The sequence below is a fragment of the Pseudomonas sp. PMCC200344 genome, assembly GCF_030053095.1.
GTDB classification, from domain to species: Bacteria; Pseudomonadota; Gammaproteobacteria; order Pseudomonadales; family Pseudomonadaceae; genus Aquipseudomonas; species Aquipseudomonas svalbardensis.
In genome coordinates this window covers 3,953,299-3,969,677 of record NZ_CP125618.1, presented here as the reverse complement: position 1 = coordinate 3,969,677, position 16,379 = coordinate 3,953,299, and the positions used below count along the sequence as shown (strand labels likewise).

19 protein-coding genes and 1 pseudogene are annotated in these 16,379 nt (G+C 57.8%); 5 read left to right on the top strand and 15 right to left on the bottom strand.

Translation table 11 applies throughout. From position 1 onward, the window contains the following. Positions 1-53 precede the first annotated feature (53 nt). Positions 54-950: an EamA family transporter gene (locus QFW87_RS18155; RefSeq protein WP_283188449.1), complete on the bottom strand. Its 897-nt coding sequence runs from the start codon at positions 948-950 to the stop codon at positions 54-56. Further along, positions 947-2,230 (bottom strand): MFS transporter, encoded by a 1,284-nt coding sequence (locus QFW87_RS18150; protein WP_283188448.1) that lies wholly within the window; start codon positions 2,228-2,230, stop codon positions 947-949. Before QFW87_RS18150 ends, QFW87_RS18155 begins: the two co-directional genes overlap by 4 nt. A gap of 138 nt (positions 2,231-2,368) precedes the next feature. On the opposite strand from QFW87_RS18150, the gene QFW87_RS18145 reads away from it, so the two are divergent. Together QFW87_RS18145 and QFW87_RS18140 are read left to right on the top strand one after the other, a co-directional pair. Next, on the top strand, positions 2,369-2,827 hold the full coding sequence (locus tag QFW87_RS18145; protein WP_283180831.1) for a helix-turn-helix domain-containing protein: 459 nt from the start codon (positions 2,369-2,371) through the stop codon (positions 2,825-2,827). Positions 2,828-3,022: 195 nt separating this feature from the next. After that, a pseudogene (locus tag QFW87_RS18140) lies at positions 3,023-3,732 on the top strand (tetratricopeptide repeat protein). A 67-nt stretch (positions 3,733-3,799) separates the two neighbouring features. On the opposite strand, the gene QFW87_RS18135 reads toward QFW87_RS18140, so the two are convergent. Further along, on the bottom strand, positions 3,800-4,198 hold the full coding sequence (locus QFW87_RS18135) for a hypothetical protein (RefSeq protein ID WP_283180830.1): 399 nt from the start codon (positions 4,196-4,198) through the stop codon (positions 3,800-3,802). A 732-nt stretch (positions 4,199-4,930) separates the two neighbouring features. Then, a complete protein-coding gene (locus tag QFW87_RS18130) occupies positions 4,931-5,359 on the bottom strand; it encodes a hypothetical protein (protein WP_283180829.1) in 429 nt (142 codons plus the stop codon). Between the two features lie 243 nt (positions 5,360-5,602). Here QFW87_RS18130 and QFW87_RS18125 point away from each other — a divergent pair, with 243 nt between their 5' ends. After that, positions 5,603-5,932, top strand: a complete 330-nt coding sequence (locus QFW87_RS18125) for a DHCW motif cupin fold protein (protein ID WP_283188447.1) — start codon at positions 5,603-5,605, stop codon at positions 5,930-5,932. Between the two features lie 209 nt (positions 5,933-6,141). Continuing rightward, the gene (locus tag QFW87_RS18120) at positions 6,142-6,714 is read left to right on the top strand and encodes a DUF4157 domain-containing protein (protein ID WP_283188446.1); all 573 of its coding nucleotides are present in this window, start codon (positions 6,142-6,144) and stop codon (positions 6,712-6,714) included. Between the two features lie 27 nt (positions 6,715-6,741). Here the strand turns inward: QFW87_RS18120 and QFW87_RS18115 are convergent, their stop codons facing one another. From QFW87_RS18115 to QFW87_RS18065, 11 genes are all read right to left on the bottom strand, one after another. After that, positions 6,742-7,413 (bottom strand): class I SAM-dependent methyltransferase, encoded by a 672-nt coding sequence (locus QFW87_RS18115; RefSeq protein WP_283188445.1) that lies wholly within the window; start codon positions 7,411-7,413, stop codon positions 6,742-6,744. Between the two features lie 64 nt (positions 7,414-7,477). Further along, on the bottom strand, positions 7,478-8,074 hold the full coding sequence (locus QFW87_RS18110; protein ID WP_033059988.1) for a cytochrome c3 family protein: 597 nt from the start codon (positions 8,072-8,074) through the stop codon (positions 7,478-7,480). Between the two features lie 9 nt (positions 8,075-8,083). After that, on the bottom strand, positions 8,084-8,569 hold the full coding sequence (locus QFW87_RS18105) for a nitrate reductase cytochrome c-type subunit (protein ID WP_283188444.1): 486 nt from the start codon (positions 8,567-8,569) through the stop codon (positions 8,084-8,086). Positions 8,570-8,580: 11 nt separating this feature from the next. Beyond that, positions 8,581-11,085, bottom strand: coding sequence for a nitrate reductase catalytic subunit NapA (gene napA, locus QFW87_RS18100; protein WP_283188443.1), 2,505 nt, complete (start codon positions 11,083-11,085; stop codon positions 8,581-8,583). Then, a complete protein-coding gene (locus tag QFW87_RS18095; protein ID WP_033059994.1) occupies positions 11,082-11,342 on the bottom strand; it encodes a chaperone NapD in 261 nt (86 codons plus the stop codon). Before QFW87_RS18095 ends, napA begins: the two co-directional genes overlap by 4 nt. A gap of 37 nt (positions 11,343-11,379) precedes the next feature. After that, positions 11,380-11,547: a periplasmic nitrate reductase, NapE protein gene (gene napE / locus QFW87_RS18090; RefSeq protein ID WP_283188442.1), complete on the bottom strand. Its 168-nt coding sequence runs from the start codon at positions 11,545-11,547 to the stop codon at positions 11,380-11,382. A gap of 171 nt (positions 11,548-11,718) precedes the next feature. Then, positions 11,719-12,411: an arsenical resistance protein ArsH gene (gene arsH, locus QFW87_RS18085; RefSeq protein ID WP_283188441.1), complete on the bottom strand. Its 693-nt coding sequence runs from the start codon at positions 12,409-12,411 to the stop codon at positions 11,719-11,721. Positions 12,412-12,423: 12 nt separating this feature from the next. Further along, entirely contained in the window at positions 12,424-12,894 is a 471-nt protein-coding gene (locus QFW87_RS18080) for an arsenate reductase ArsC (protein ID WP_134422558.1), read from the bottom strand. Positions 12,895-12,923: 29 nt separating this feature from the next. Continuing rightward, positions 12,924-14,207, bottom strand: coding sequence for an arsenic transporter (locus tag QFW87_RS18075; RefSeq protein WP_283188440.1), 1,284 nt, complete (start codon positions 14,205-14,207; stop codon positions 12,924-12,926). Between the two features lie 23 nt (positions 14,208-14,230). Then, positions 14,231-14,578, bottom strand: coding sequence for a metalloregulator ArsR/SmtB family transcription factor (locus QFW87_RS18070; RefSeq protein ID WP_283180821.1), 348 nt, complete (start codon positions 14,576-14,578; stop codon positions 14,231-14,233). A gap of 114 nt (positions 14,579-14,692) precedes the next feature. After that, positions 14,693-14,992: a hypothetical protein gene (locus tag QFW87_RS18065; protein WP_283188439.1), complete on the bottom strand. Its 300-nt coding sequence runs from the start codon at positions 14,990-14,992 to the stop codon at positions 14,693-14,695. A gap of 218 nt (positions 14,993-15,210) precedes the next feature. Between QFW87_RS18065 and QFW87_RS18060 the strand changes: the two genes are divergently transcribed. Further along, positions 15,211-16,233 (top strand): helix-turn-helix transcriptional regulator, encoded by a 1,023-nt coding sequence (locus QFW87_RS18060; protein ID WP_283180819.1) that lies wholly within the window; start codon positions 15,211-15,213, stop codon positions 16,231-16,233. Positions 16,234-16,379: the final 146 nt, after the last annotated feature.

Sequence of the window (16,379 nt, the reverse complement as noted above, 5' to 3'; positions counted from 1 at the left end):
CAAGTGTCTCCTCTTCAGCAGTGTTCAGAATGTCTCCATCTCGTGCTGTTACATCACGATGGGCATCGGTCAGATCGCTTGAGCAACGCACTGAGGACGCGCTGTCCATATAAACCGACGCCAAGACCCGACACGATGAGAACGACTGCAACGATTTTGTTAAGTGACAGGGTCTCATTGAAAATCATGACTGAACCGAGCAGGCCGAATACCGGCACCAACAATGACAATGGCGCGACGGTAGACACGGGATATCGTTTCATAAGTGAGTTCCACACCCAGTAGCCGAACAGTGTATTGGGGTATACCTGGAACAGGATCGACAGGACGGCGCGGTAGTCGAGTTGACTCACCAATGCGCTGTACCCCGTCGAGCCGTTAACAGCGTAATCAAGCGCGAAAAGAGGGATGGGCGAAAACGCGCTCGACCACACCAGGAAAGCGAAGACCTGCGTGGTCCTGGCTTTTTTGTTGATCACGTTGGCCGCACTCCAGGCGACCGCTCCCAGCAACACCAGGATCAGCCCGGCCGTCGTTACTGTCCCATCAACGATGGAGACGATGCTCAACAAACCACACAGAGCGAGACCCATGCCCGCGTACTGAAAGCGGGAAATGCTTTCTTTGAATATCCATGAACCCAGCAGGATGGTGAAAAACGCGCTGAACTGAAGTACCAGCGAAGCGATGCCTGCGGAAAGACCGGACTTGATGCCAAGGTTAACGACGCCCCAAAGTCCGATACCGAAGACCAGGCCGTAACCAATGATGTAGCGCCACTGCACATCAGGTTTCGGAATGAAAAAGATCGCCGGGAGTGCGCATAGCGTGAAGCGAATGCCGGCAAGAATGAATGGGTCAACGGTGGTGAGCCCCAGTTTGATAACCGAGAAATTCACGCCCCAAATGGCAGTAATCGAGATGGCGAGTAGTAGGTGCCTGGCTTTCATGCTGATCTTCCTTGATTGGTCGTTGAAAAATGAAACGTGAGAAACCACAGAACCAAGGCAGTAGCGCTGATCAAGGCGCCCAGCAGGCTTACTGCTATCCAGCCCCAAAGCGCATAAACCTGGGTCGCGGCTGCGGCCCCCAGCGCACTCCCGACCGAGTAGAAGCACATGTATGCGCCGACCATGCGACTTTGGGCGTCGGGTCGTGCAGCAAAAATGAGGCTCTGGTTGGTGACGTGTACTGCTTGCACCGCGAAGTCGAGCAAGACCACTCCGCAGACCAGCGCGATCAAGGACGTCTCGGCAAAAGTGATGGGCAACCAGGAAAGCGTCAGGAGCCCCAGCGAAATGCCGGTAACTCGTTGTCCCAAACCTTGATCGGCCCAGCGACCGGCTCTTCTGGCAGCAAGGGCACCGGCGACGCCGGCCAATCCAAACATGCCGATGGCAGTGTGTGAAAGCGACAGCGGCGGGGCGCTCAACGGCAGCACCATGGAGGTCCACAGCACGGAAAAAGCGGCAAAGATCAGTAAGGCCAGAAGGCCCCTGGCGCGTAAAGTGCGTTCGGTGATAAACAGTTTGAAGACCGACTTTATGAGCGCCAGGTAGGAGTCTTGGTGCCTTGGAGGCGCCGTGACAGGAACCACTCTCCACAGCACCGCCGCGATGGTCAGCATCAATCCTGAGGAAACGAAATAAACGGCGCGCCAGCCCGCGATGTCCGCAATCAGCCCAGAGGTAAACCGCGCCAGAAGAATGCCCAGGACAATTCCACTGGTTACTGTCCCCACTGCATGCCCCCGTTGTGATGGCGCTGCCAACACGGCGGCGTATGCCACAAGTACTTGAACAACCACTGCCAGTAAGCCCATCACGATCATGGCACCCAACAGGGCCAGCCATTGCTGTGCTGCGCCGACCGCCGCCAGCGCAATTGCAGACAGCATCACTTGAGTCAAAATCAGCCGCTTACGGTTGACCAAATCGCCCAGTGGGACGATGAACAGCAACCCCAGCGCGTATCCAACCTGAGTGGCCGTCACCACGACCCCGATTAATCCTGAGGCGACGCCCAGGCTCTCAGCCATTGAGGCGAGCAAGGGTTGGGCAAAGTAAACATTGGCTACTGCAAGTGCGCAGGTGACAGAAAACAATAACGTGAGCGACGGGGAAAGCCCCGGAGACCGGTCGGTCCTGCTGCTTTCTCCGGTATCCGAATGCAGCAATCCCGGAGGCTGCCCGGAGAACCGTTTGGTGGCTGAGTCGGCATCTGCTGTCATGTACACCTCCATGGCGTTAAACTGGTTTCAATTAAGAACTAGATTCAATTGTTGTCGAATCAGGTTTTAAATTGCAACCACATTGCGCCAGTCTGGTGGACATACTTGGCAAATCCACATTCCGGAAGGTCAAAAAAGATGGTCGAAGACGCTTCACCGCAACGCAGCGAATGCCCGGTAGCAAGGACACTGGAGGCAATTGGGGATCGATGGTCGCTCATGATCATCCGCGACGCTTTTGATGACATTCGCCGGTTCAGCGAATTTCAAAAGAGCTTGGGCGTGGCCAAAAATATTCTGGCATCGCGACTGAAAACGTTGGTCGAGGTCGGGGTATTCGACGTTCGACCGGCGTCAGATGGAAGCGCCTACAAGGAGTACGTCCTTACGGACAAAGGACGGGAGATCTTTCCGGTTGTGGTCAGTATGAGGCAGTGGGGTGAACGGTTCCTGTTCGAGCCGCAGGAGACGCGTTCTGTGCTGATAGACAACGAGTCCGGCCAGCCGCTGATGCCGATTGATGTTCGCTCATCAAGCGGTCAAAAACTTGGACCGTCTGACTGCCACAGAGTGAGACTTGTTGACGGCGAGTCGTGAACCGAACGGGTGGGATGGTAAAAAAACAGACTGGTTGCGGTGGCCTGCGGATTCCACGCCATCCGCAGTGCCCGTTGCAGCGGGAACTTCAAGGTACTGGCCAGGTCAACAGGGGCCCTGTATCGGCGATGCCGAGCAGCGCTGGTGGCCTGTTTTACGGCAGTGCCGTCCTAGATCAGCCGAGTCCGCCCCCTGATGCCAACCAAGAGTTTTCTGCCGGGTCTCCTCCTGGCGTTCTGCGCCGTCGCGTCGCTTTGCTCGGTTGCTGCCGAGCGTAGAGCGCCCTCGCAAAGTAACAGCGCATCAACCACGCTAATCGAAACCGCCTCGCGGCAGTATGAAAATGGCCAGTTGGACCAAGCCGCTGCCACGCTGGAGCGTGCCCTGCATATCCAGCCGAACAATCCCGCAACGCTGCATTACCTTGGTGTGTTGCGTCTTCAGCAGGGGCAGTACCAGCAGGCTGAAACGTTGGCGGCGCGCTCGAACATGCGGGTGGGTCGCAATGTCGAGTTACGCAACCGCAACTTCCAATTGATCCAGGCGGCGCAGCAGGCCAAGGCTTCGAGTACCTCACCCAACGCCAAAGAGGACCAGGTCGCAGTACAGAAGGGGCTCGAAGAGGAGGCCAAAAGGCGCCGCGAAGCAGAAATGGCCGCTGCTGAACAACCCAACGCTGGCAACTTCGCTAGCGCAAAGGCAGAGACCGTATCGGAATCGCCGACGGCTGGCAGGCCACGGTCCGAAGGAGAGTTGCCAGTGGCTTCCGTAGAGCCAGTGCCCGCGCACGATGAGATTGAGATTCCCCGCGGCCATTGGCCGCCTCCGGGCATCAGCCCGCACCCGGCAAATGCAAGAAGCTGCGATATCGGGTTCCGTCAGGAGCCTACCTGGTGCGCGGTTGAGTTTCTGAGTGTCCTTCTGGCCGGTTAAGTCGCAGGTGTTGCAGGCGGATAATCCCGTGGCTTTGCACTAGCGACGATAGTAGCGGCGATCGTCCTCGTAGCGGTTCCGCATGGCCCGATCGTGGTGGCGCTCCCAATCACGATGGCGTTCAGCTTCTCGGCGGGCTTGCTCTCTATGCCACTGATCTCTACGCCAGTCGTCTCGGCGCCAATCGTCTCTACGATTGTGCGAACGGCCGTCACGCCAGTATCGGTCGTCATGGGCAAGCAACGGCCCTGGCTGCTTGTCGGCCATACTGGCTAAGGTCGGCCTAGGGTTGCCGGCGGCCTGGACAGGAGCCTGAACGGCTGTGACTTCAGTTGCGAAAACAGGGGTTGAGGTCTTCATCTGTGTTGCTGATGCCGAGCCCACTGCCGCGAACGCGAACAGGCCGAAGAGCATCATCCGTGGGTCATGGAATTTCATGAGCGAAGACAACCTCTGATTGACAATTGGACGTGTGGCCATCTGGGTGCGAGAAGCCTGCGGGTTCGCGCTTACCGAGCGGATGTGCCTATCCACATAGACAGACAAATAAGGAAAAGTTCTAGGGAGCCGCTGCTTAAATAGCCAACGGACTCAGTGTTTGGCCCCTTTGAAGTTTGCTATCTCGATGTCCGCTTCTGGGCCGATAGCGGACACCCAAACGGCAGAGGAGAGTGAGCAAAATCGCGCCTCCCGCTCTTTCGCCAAGCCTGAGCAGGTAGCAATCGGAGAAAATTGGCGCCGAAAGGAGTAGCACCGGTGCTAACGTCTAACCGACTTACCCGTACATGTATAAAAGGCCGTCGATCAGTTCCAGTTCCTGTTGCGTGAATTGCACGTTGTTAAATCGCCTAATGTCTTCGAGCACGCCTCTGATGGGAACTTGCCGCGATGGATCCTGAACGATTTCGATCAGACGTTCGTAATCGAGATCTCTTCCCTTGAGGTATTTTTCGATTAGTTCTTTGAGTGATAAACGAGCCTGCTGGTCTGTTAGCACTTTTCATTTCTCCGGCAAAATAGTGACTTCATCCACCGTAATGACAGAGGGATTGCCCGGTTTTGGGATGAGTTGTTGCGAGCCACCCGTTCCGTATTCCGGGTGCGCTTTGGTGTTTGCGATCACTCACTATAGGTCGTGTGGCGTGCGAAACAGGCCGGAACTGTCTGGGCTCAACGTCCATACTCAACGTAGGGGCCCAAGTAGAAACCTTGCGTATCCCAGTTGATTCGATAAATCACTTCTTTCCCTGGCTTGATGTTGGCCGCGACAGTTTTGATCGCGACACCAGCACATAGTCCAGACTCGGCGAGCCCGGTGCCGAGGTTCACTTCACCTGCAGGCAAAACGAAAGATGCCTTCTGACCGGGACCTATCTTGGCTGCGCGCTGACCATCAATGTAGAACACGACGTCACATCCCGAACCTACAAACCCGTCATCACGGAGAATGGTCAGGCGTCCCGGATCTTTCGTACCCTGGCTTTTGAACGCGTACATCTCATTGGCCGGCACTGGCCGCGCTTCAGAAACCCGCATAGGTGATGTTGAGCAACCGCCCAAGGCCAGCAAGAGCGCCCCCGTTGCGATAATCCTTCGCATAATTTTTCCCTCCTGAAAAAGGGCGAATGTATCAGAGTGTCATACTGCTTTGCTTCATAAAGCCATTCGCCAAAACACCATCGCCAAGTACTACCAAGAGTGTCTGCTTTTAGCCGAAAGCTGCCTCTGACTATCATGCTTGAGTGGGTCGCCTGTATCTCATAAATACGGGGCATCTGTGTCTATCGAAAGTAGTACTGGATGGGTACGGTCCACAGACACTCCTTCATTGATGAGGCAACGATGGATCTTACGGCTGTTCCCTTTGGTACGACCGATTGGTCGACTGTCGAACCTGTTCAGTATGTTGGACAGACGGGTACCGCCTATTGGCGTACCTGCCAGTTTGGTTCAACGCGTGTGCGGATGGTTGAATACAGTCCCGGATATCTGGCCGATCACTGGTGCTGGAGAGGTCATATCCTGTTGTGTCTGGAAGGCGAGTTGCACACGGAGCTGGAGGATGGTCGTCTGTTCACGCTCACCGCCGGGATGAGCTATCAGGTGGGCAGCAACGCTGAGGGGCATCGATCTTTCAGCACCACCGGTGCCAAGTTGTTCGTCGTGGATTAACGCTGGGACTGACCGCTATCGACTGTGGATTCACCCGTTCGCGACGAACTGCTACCAGCCAAAAGTTGCCGCGGACGCATGTCTACTAAAGTGGGGATTCGCAGGAAACAGTGGTTGGGGGGCGCTTGGTTCGGGACTACGCTAAAGCCATGCGGATCGTCGATCAATGGTGACCCCTGTTCGCACTGCGTCCGCCCCAGGAGCGCCCAATGTCGCCCATCACCACGCGCCTGGTGGCGCTGTTTGTTCTTTGCCTGACTCTTGAAGTGCCAGCCCAGACCAACGCCTGCCCAGCTGGCGAGACACAAGTGTGCCTGGACGGCTGCATCTGCCTGCCAGTGCCTGATGGCATCTACCAGATCGCGGCACCTGCCCTGGCGATGTGGCTGACCCAAGCCCGTGCTGACGCAGCCAGCGCCGGCATCCAACCCATTCCACCGCACATCCGGGAACAACTGCTGCGCTGGTACGACCCCGGCGTCCTCGATGCCGCGCGCTACAAAGTGAGCGACAACGGCCAATTCAGCGCCGCCACTGCCATGCTGCAAAACCCCGATATCGGTGCCGTGACGCTGATCGACATCATCCTCTTCCGGGACGCTAAAACCGCAGAACAGGACGTCGCGCTCTGGGCTCACGAATTAAAGCATGTGCAGCAGTATCAGGAGTGGGGGGTAGAAGGATTTGCCCAGCGGTATACACAGGATTTCAATGCTGTGGAGGCGCCGGCTTATGCCATACAGGCTGAGGTCAGACGGTTGGTGCGGGAAGGGAATTACTGACGAGTATCGAAGCTGCCTCGATTGCACTCACCCCCGCTGCTCGGCCACCAACAGCAACGACTGCGGCACGGGACTTTGCGGGTGCTGCGGCTCCTGCAGGCCGGCCAGCCGAAAACCGGCCATGTCCAGCGCATTGAGCCAACTGGACAAGGTGCGCAAGTACCACGGCATGGGTTGCCACTGTCCCTTGAATCCTGCGAAGGTCTCTTCCCGCCAGCCATCCTGATAGTCGCCCGCCGCCGCGGTCCACGGATGCAGTGTCTGGATCACCAGCGCGCCGCCAGGGGCGAGCAGGGCGTTCATGGCGGCGAGCAGAGGGATGATGTCCTGGTGCAGCAGGGCGAAGTTGGCGCAGATCAGGCCGTAGTCGCGGCCGATGTCCACCTTCGCCTCCACCAACGCTTCATAGCTCGCCAAATGTACCGCCGAAGAGCCCGCCGCCCGCGCCGCCTCGACTAGCGTCGCATCGCCATCCACACCGACCGCCTTGATGCCCCGTTCAGCCAGCGCACGCAACAGCCAGCCCTCGCCGCAGCCCAGGTCGAGCACGCGCTCGGGCTGGCGGCTCAGCACCGCCAGCAGGATTGCCTGGTCGGTGACCTTGAGGCGGCTTTCGATGGCGCCGGTGCGGATGGCTTCGATCCAGGATCGGGCGTTGTGGTGCCAGCTGTCGAGGAGGGTGGATTCGGGGGCGGGCATGTCGGTGACCGGCGTTGTTGGTTGGATAAAAGGATAGGACAAGCGCGGGCGGATCGAAAAATCCTTACCAGCCTTTCACTCCGCTCATATCGGGCAGCTTGTGAGCGATGCCCTTGTGGCAGTCGATACAGGTGGCCTCACCGTTGGCCAGAGAAGTTGAGTGCATGGCAGAAGCGCGCTTGCTCTGGCGGGTAAAGTCCATGAACTCGAAGTTGTGGCAATTACGGCATTCGCGAGAGTCGTTGGCCTTGAGCCTTGCCCACTCATGTTCGGCCAGTTCGCGACGCAGAGTGAGGAATTTGTCGCGTGTATCGATGGTGCCGAAAATCTTGCCCCACACCTCCTTTGAAGCCTGCATCTTACGTGCGATTTTGTGGGTCCATTCGTGGGGGACGTGGCAGTCCGGGCAACTGGCGCGAACGCCGGATCGGTTGGTGTAGTGAATCGTGTCCTTCAGCTCGACGAAAACGTTGTCACGCATCTCATGACAGGAGATGCAGAATTTTTCGGTATTGCTCAGCTCCAGCGCGGTGTTGAAGCCACCCCAGAAAATGATCCCGGCGATAAAGCCCCCCAGCGTCAGAAAGCCCAGGCTGTAGTAGAGGCTCGGACGACGCAGAATGCCCCAGTAATCCTTAAGCAGGGCGAACAGTGCTTTCATCTTGCCTCCTCAGGGTTTCTGCGCGGCGTTGGCGTCGTCTTGCAATATTTTGTCGATCGTTTCGAAGCTGTTGCCCACCAAAGGCAGCACTTCTGTTTGCGGCACGTGGCATTGGTTACAGAAGTACCGGCGCGGAGAGACCGCCGCCAGCGCCTGGCCGTCGCGGTCCATGTAGTGGGTGATGCTGATCATCGTTGCCTGGGTCCGCGCACTGTTGGCACGGCTGTGACAGGACAGGCACTTGTTGCCGTTCTTGTCGATCTGATAACCGAGGATGGTATGGGGGATGGTGGGAGGCTGGTCCGGGTAATTGCGTTCGCGCTTCAGGTCCTTGTTTTCTTCATTGGCAATGGGCGGGGCCGGCATGCTCTGGGTCAAGGTGCCACCGGGCCGGCGCCCATCCGGCCCCGGTGCATCTAGGGGGTAATTGACTTCTGCAGCCATCACCACGCCAATCGCAGCGAGCAGGAGCAACGGCAGGGTTCGCAAAGGCATGACGGTTCTCCTCAGGCCACGCTGATCAACTCAATTCGTATCGCGCATTTTTTGTAGTCGGTCTGCTTGGAGATCGGGTCGGTGGCATCGAGCGTGACTTTGTTGATCAGCTTGTTGGCATCGAAAAACGGTACGAAAACCAGTCCTGGCGGAGGCTTGTTACGCCCGCGGGTCTCGATGCGTGCACGGATTTCACCGCGGCGGCTGATCAACTTCACTTCACTGCCACGCCGCGCCTTCAAGGCCTTGGCATCTTCGGGGTGCATGTAGACCAACGCGTCCGGCACCGCTTTGTACAGTTCCTCGACGCGTTGGGTCATGGTGCCGGTGTGCCAGTGTTCGAGGACGCGTCCGGTGCTCAGCCAGAACGGGTAATCGGCATCCGGGGCTTCGGCTGGCGGCTCGTAGGGGAGGGCGAAGATAATCGCCTTCTTGTCCGGGTAACCGTAGAACTGCACCTCGCTGCCTTTCTCCACGTAGGGGTCGAGCCCCTCGCGGTAACGCCAGCGGGTTTCCTTGCCGTCCACCACCGGCCAGCGCAGTCCTCGTTCGCTGTGATAGCGGTCGAACGTGGCAAGGTCATGCCCGTGGCCGCGACCGAACTGGGCGTACTCCTCGAACAAACCTTTTTGCAGGTAGAAGCCAAACGCTTTGGCTTCATCATTTTTGTATCCGGCTTCCATTTGCTCGACCGGGAACTGGTCAACCTGGCCATTCTTGTAAAGCACGTCAAACAGGGTTTTGCCCTTGTGCTCAGGAGATTTGGCCAGTAACTCGGCGGGCCAGGTTTCATCGGTGGTGAAGCGCTTGGAAAACTCCAGCAACTGCCACAGGTCCGACTTGGCGTCCCCCGGTGCGGTCACCAACTGATGCCAGAATTGCGTACGCCGCTCGGCGTTGCCAAAGGCACCTTCCTTTTCCACCCACATGGCGCTGGGCAGGATCAGGTCGGCGGCTTGCGCGGAAACGGTGGGGTAGACATCGGAGACAATCACGAAATTATCCGGGTTGCGCCAGCCCGGCAGGACTTCCTGCATGATGTTCGGCCCGGCGTGCATGTTGTTGCTGGCCTGGGTCCAGTAAACGTTGAGTACACCATCCTTGAGCATGCGGCTCTGTTCCACCGCGTGAAAACCAGGCTTCTCCTGAATGGTGCCGGCGGGCAGCTTCCAGATTTTTTCGGCGATGGCGCGATGCTTGGGGTTGGTGACGACCAGGTCGGCGGGTAAGCGGTGGGAGAAGGTCCCGACTTCGCGCGCCGTCCCACAGGCCGACGGTTGGCCGGTCAATGAGAAAGGGCTGTTGCCCGGCTCGCTGATTTTACCGGTGAGCAGATGGATGTTGTAGATCAGGTTGTTGGCCCAGACACCGCGAGTGTGCTGGTTGAAACCCATGGTCCAGAACGACACGACCTTGCGCTTGGGGTCGGCATATAACTCGGCCAGACTCTTGAGCCGTTCGACCGGAACGCCTGTCTCCTTGGCGGTTCGCTCCAGCGTGTAAGGTTTGACGAACGCTGCGTATTGTTCGAAGGAAATGTCGGTCCAGGTGTTGGCCTTGGCGGCATTTTTTGCCTTCATTTCCAGTGGATCGTCAGGGCGCAGGCCGTACCCGATGTCGTCGGCACCTTTGGCAAATCGGGTGTGTTTGGTAATGAAGTCCTGGTTCACCGCGCCGTTTTCAATGATGTGGTTGGCAATGTAGTTAAGGATCATCAGGTCGGTTTGCGGCTTGAACACCATGGGGATGTCGGCCAGCTCGAAACTGCGATGTTCGAAGGTCGACAGCACGGCCACTTTCACGTGAGGCTGGCTCAGGCGGCGGTCGGCGACCCGGCTCCAGAGCACCGGGTGCATTTCGGCCATGTTCGAACCCCAGAGCACGAAGGCATCGGTGGCTTCGATGTCGTCGTAGCACCCCATCGGCTCATCCATGCCAAAGGTGCGCATAAAACCCATCACCGCCGAGGCCATGCAATGGCGGGCGTTGGGGTCGATGTTATTGCTGCGAAAACCTGCCTTCATCAGCTTGTTGGCGGCATAGCCTTCCCACACGGTCCATTGCCCGGAGCCAAACATACCGACCGACCCGGGACCTTTGCTCTTCAAGGCTTCCTTGAACTTCAGTTCCATGATGTCGAAGGCCTTCTCCCAGCTGATCGGCTGGAATTCGCCTTGCTTGTCGTACTGGCCATTCGTCATGCGCAAAAGCGGTTGGGTCAGGCGATCAACGCCATACATGATCTTCGAAAGGAAATAGCCCTTCACGCAGTTCAGTCCGCGGTTGACCTCTGCCTTGACGTCGCCGTGGGTGGCGACCACGCGGTTGTCCTTGGTCGCGACCATCACGCTGCACCCGGTGCCGCAGAAACGGCAGGGCGCCTTGTTCCAGTCCAGGGTGACCATGTCCGCTTCGGTCACCAGGTTGCTGGCGTCGGTAACAATCGGCAGGCCAGCAGCGGCGGCTGCAATGGCGGCGGCCTGGGCTTTGACGAATTCGCGGCGCGTCATGCTCATTCGATATCTCCTTCGGGTTCGAGGAGTTCGTGATAGATCAACGCCGCGTTGAGTACGCCGGGCAAGTTGTTGATCTGTTCGATGCGTTGAAGGATCTGACTTTCGTGTACGGCCTCAAGGACCACCACCAGTTTTCCCGCCGCACTTTCCTGATGCAGTTCCAGGCCGTCCAACAGGCGCAAGTTAGCTTTAACGGCATCGAACAATTCAGGCCTGGCAAGTACGACAAGACTGGCAATATGCAAAGCTTCGTCCATGCGCTGGCTCCAATAGGCTTTCAGAAAAAGCTATTAGTTAGTTGGGTGGTCCCGGTGGGCCGTACAGCATCTGGAAAAACCAGACGATAAAACCGTAACCGCCGACGATAGCGACCGACAGCAGCGGGAAGAGGCAGACGACAAGAAAGAGAAACAGCCGGGTTTCCCTGCGGCGCTGAGGTTTTCGTTCTTCAGCCAATGACATGAGTAATCTCCTGGCGAACGTGCAGTCAGACTAGATCACGAAGTTTTCGCAGGTTTTCTGGCAGGGGTTTTACAGACCGACGGTTGTTAACCCGTGCTCCGGTGTCGCAACGGGTTATAACGCTTTAAATCATTACTTCATTTAGTTACCAAGGTGCGGACATCCCTGCTTTCAAATCGACCGTTGATTCACACGCTGACTCAGTTCTTGCGCTGATTCCTTGCGTTCGGAGTAGCGGTCAACCAGATCCGGGCGCTCGCGCAGCAGCAACGTGAACTTCACCAGTTCTTCCATGACATCTACCACCCGGTCATAGAGCGAGGACGGTTTCATGCGGTTGCCTTCGTCAAACTCCAGATATGCCTTCGGTACGGAAGATTGATTAGGGATCGTGAACATCCGCATCCAGCGTCCCAGCACGCGAAGCTGATTAACCACGTTAAAGGATTGTGAACCGCCGCTGACCTGCATGACGGCGAGCGTTTTCCCTTGGGTCGGGCGAACGGCGCCCAGGGCCAGCGGCACCCAGTCAATCTGGGCCTTGAATACGGCAGACATGGCGCCGTGGCGCTCGGGTGAACACCAGACCTGTCCTTCAGACCATTGCATCAGCTCAAGCAATTCCTGAACTTTCGGGTGATCGCTGGGTGCGTCATCCGGTAGCGGTAGTCCCGATGGATTGAAAATTCGCGTCTGTGCACCGAAGCGTTCGAGCAGACGGGCTGCTTCTTCGACCAGCAGCCGACTGAATGACCGTGCGCGGGTCGACCCGTACAGCAACAGGATTCGTGGCTTGTGTCGGCCGTCGTCACTGGCAATGGTCTGAATCAATGACGCGTCGAGATTAGGCAGTGGGTCGGTCATGGGAGGCTCCGGTTACAGCGTGCTGATGCGATCGAGTTCGCGCTTCAGTGCATCGCGATCAAGTTGGGCGAAGGGCAGGGCGAGGAACGCCCGGCAGCGCGTTTCGATGCGTGCCAGGGTCGAGTGAAATGCAGCGGCGACGACGGTCTCATCACCCTTCACGTCTGATGGATCCTCCAATCCCCAATGGGCTTTCAAAGCCGGCCCGAAGTAGACCGGGCAGGCCTCACCGGCGGCCTTGTCGCAGACGGTGATGACAATGTCCGGCGGGTTGGCCTCGAAGGCGTCGTTGCCCTTGCTGCTTAACCCGTCGATCGCAATCCCGGCCTCTTGCAACGTGGTCAGGCTGCGCGGCAGAACCTGTCCTTTGGGGAAGCTGCCGGCGCTGATCGCCTGGAAGCCTTGCGGTGCGAGATGATTGAACATCGCTTCGGACAGAATGCTGCGACAGCTATTGGCGGTACACATGAACAGAACGCGCATGGCGACTCCTCTTTCCAGACGGGCAGGTGCTAAACGCCCAGGCGCAAGGCCAGGGCAGATAAGGTGATGAACAGAATCGGCAGCGTCAGAACGACACCCACCCTGAAGTAGTAACCCCAGGTGATGCGGATGCCCTTGCGCTCCAGAACGTGCAGCCAGAGCAGTGTTGCCAGGCTACCGATAGGCGTGATTTTCGGGCCCAGATCAGAGCCGATGACATTGGCGTAGATCATGGCCTCACGCACCACGCCGGTGGCGTCACTGGCCTGGATCGACAGCGCACCCACCAACACCGTCGGCATGTTGTTCATGCCGGATGACAGCAACGCCGTGAGAAATCCAGTACCCAACGCGGCGCCCCAGATGCCGAATTCGGCAAAGTAGTTCAGGGCTACCGTCAGATAGGTTGTCAGGCCAGCGTTTTTCAGCCCATAAACCACCAGGTACATGCCCAGCGAAAAGGTCACGACCTGCCATGGCGCTTCACGCAACACACGTCGGGTTGAAATCACATGCCCACGCGCCGCAACGGCGAACAGCATCGCGGCGCAGACCGCCGCAATGACACTGATCGGAATGCCCAGTGGCTCCAGCGCAAACAGCCCAATCAGCAGCAAACCCAGGACAATCCAGCCGACGCGAAACGTCAGCGGGTCTCGCACGGCACGTCGTGGAACTTGTAGATCATCCAGTGAATAGCGTTCGGGTATGTCACGACGGAAAAACCAATACAGCACCCCGAGAGTGGAGCCCACGGCAACGAAATTGACCGGGACCATGACCGAAGCGTACTCGCTGAAACCCAGGCCGAAGTAATCGGCTGAAACGATATTGACGAGATTCGACACCACCAGGGGCAGGCTGGCGGTGTCGGCAATAAAGCCCGCCGCCATGACAAACGCCAGGGTAGACGCGGGCGAAAAGCGTAATGCGAGCAGTATTGAGATTACGATGGGGGTCAGTATCAGTGCCGCACCGTCATTGGCAAACAGGGCGGAAACGGCTGCGCCCAGTAGCACCGTGAATGCGAACAGGCGACGACCATCGCCCTTGGCCCAGCGTGCCACATGCAGGGCGGCCCACTGAAAGAAGCCTGCCTCATCAAGCAACAAACTAATGATGATGACCGCGATAAACGTAGCGGTGGCGTTCCAGACAATGCCCCACACCAGTGGAATATCGTCCAGCGTCACGACGCCTGCAATCAGTGCAAGAGCAGCCCCCAAGGAGGCGCTCCAGCCGACACCCAATCCCTTGGGCTGCCAGATGACCAACACAATGGTGACGAGAAAAATGGCGAACGCAGTAAACATGAGCAGTCTCGACGGGTGATGGGTCAGCAGCAGGCGGCAGTGTTGATAGGGCGGTCGCCCATTGCTTTGAGTCGAGTGCTGTTTGCCTCAAGCCAGTCGGCGTTGGCTTCCAGTGTGGTCTCAAGAATGGTGCGGACCCACTTTGGCAGTTCGGGGTTGAGCCGGTAATACACCCACTGACCCTGACGGCGGTCTAGAAGCAGGCCACATGCCCGGAGCTGCGCGAGGTGGCGGGAGATTTTCGGCTGACTGTCGTTCAGGGCGCAGACCAGTTCGCAAACGCATAACTCTCCCTCACGGGTGATCAGCAAGGTGGCCCGCGTGCGAGTTTCGTCGGACAGGCATTTGAATACGGCGGCAGGGTTCAGCATGGAGGCGTCTTCAATACATGTGGTTATCCGAATATACGGTTATTCATATGTATTGAGCAAACCAAATCAGATCGACGTCAGGAAGACCGAATGGCCCGCTTCACTGCCGCTCTATTAATTTTTGCACTCCGCCAACACCACTTTGCAGGTATTGGGCGTGCCACCGGATCGGCCGGCATAGCGTATGCAATTATCCAAGGATTTTTTGCGAGCCATGTTCAAGGTGGAACCCCAAGCCAGGCCGCCCTCGCCAGCAGTGGGCAGTGCTTTTGCATAGCAGCTGTAGCCTATGCTTGAGGCCGTATAGCGAGCTGTCGCAGCTTTGCCTGCACATCCCGCTGCCAGCGCGAGGTTGATGGCGAGCAGGGAGGGCAGGACCCATGACGAGCACTGGCGCGCTGTTTTTCCGGTCATCCCATTTCCCCTGTATCAATCGGCTAGAGGCATGTTTGTGGTCGTACTCTATTCAGATTAGACGGTGTTGCGCCTGCCCTTGGGTCTGTTTAGCGGAATAGCGCATTTGGGCGAACTTTAGGGTTGGCTCTCCCGAAACAACACCGCTCGCTGGACGCCATAACCGTCCCTATGGCATCGTCGAAAAAATACGCCATGTAGTAAACAGGATAAAAACAATGGAGGAGGGTGATGAGGTCGGCGCCAAGGCGTCGATGGCCACGCTGACAGCGTTCAATCGTTGCGTGTTGCGCCTGGGGCGGCTTGCTCGAGACCGCGGGGCATCCCAATTCATCGCCGACGGCTTGCAGGCCTTCCGCCAACTGGTGCCCTTCGCTTCGGCATGGTGGGGCGAGATGTCGACGTCAGACGCCAGTACACCCCCTCAAAGCTGGATGCACGGGCGGATCAATCTGCCCGAGTCGTTTGCCGTCGAATGGCACAAAGTGGCGGTCAGCGACAGATTTTCTCAGGAGACCTTAAGTCAGCCCGGGGAAGTTGTGCGCGACAGTGGGTTCACCGACCCCTGTGAGGAGGTGAACGATTTCGCACGGCGTCACGATCTCTACCACCTGATGTGCATCACGTTCGAGCTCCCTGAAAGCGGCTTGATGTTCTTCGTCTGTCTCTACCGTGGCCTTCATGCACCGGCTTTCAATGACAGCGAGGCCGGGTTGTTCTCGGCGTTCTGCGACCATCTGTTGCAGTTGTGGCGGTTTCAGGTGCAGGACATGATTCGCTGCGACACGGGCAACGGGGCGAGTGACTTCGGGGTCGCCCGGATGGATGGCAGTCTGCTGTATGTGGGCGCAAGTCTGGGCGCCGCCATTCAGCGCGAGTTGCCCGGGTGGAGCGGTTCAATGCTTCCCTTCGATGTCATCTCACAACTGCAAAAGGCGCCCTGCGTAATTCGCCTGGGTCGCACTGCAATGACGCTTAGCCCCAACGCCGAGCACGTCATTCTGTCACTCGAAACACAGTCGCGCGGGGCAGTGCTGGCACCACGCGAGCGCACGGCGGCGATGCTGTTCGCCGCCGGCCATTCCTATAAGGAAATCGCCAAAATCCTTTCACTGAGTCCAGCCACAGTGCGCACCTATCTGCGCAACTGCTACTTGCAGCTCGGCGTGAAGAGCAAAGTGGAGCTGGGTTCTGTCCTGCGTTCGCCGACTTCGCTTGCGGAAACTGCACGTCGTAATTAAGCGCAGCGCCTTAAGCCATAACGCAGGCTTCGGCAGCTGCTACAAAGTATGCGTTGCTGCTCAACTGACTGGTATTTGCCTTACCCCTCCTCATTTGTGGAGGTCCATCCGACCGCCGCGCTCTATAGGGTATGCCCTGCATATCA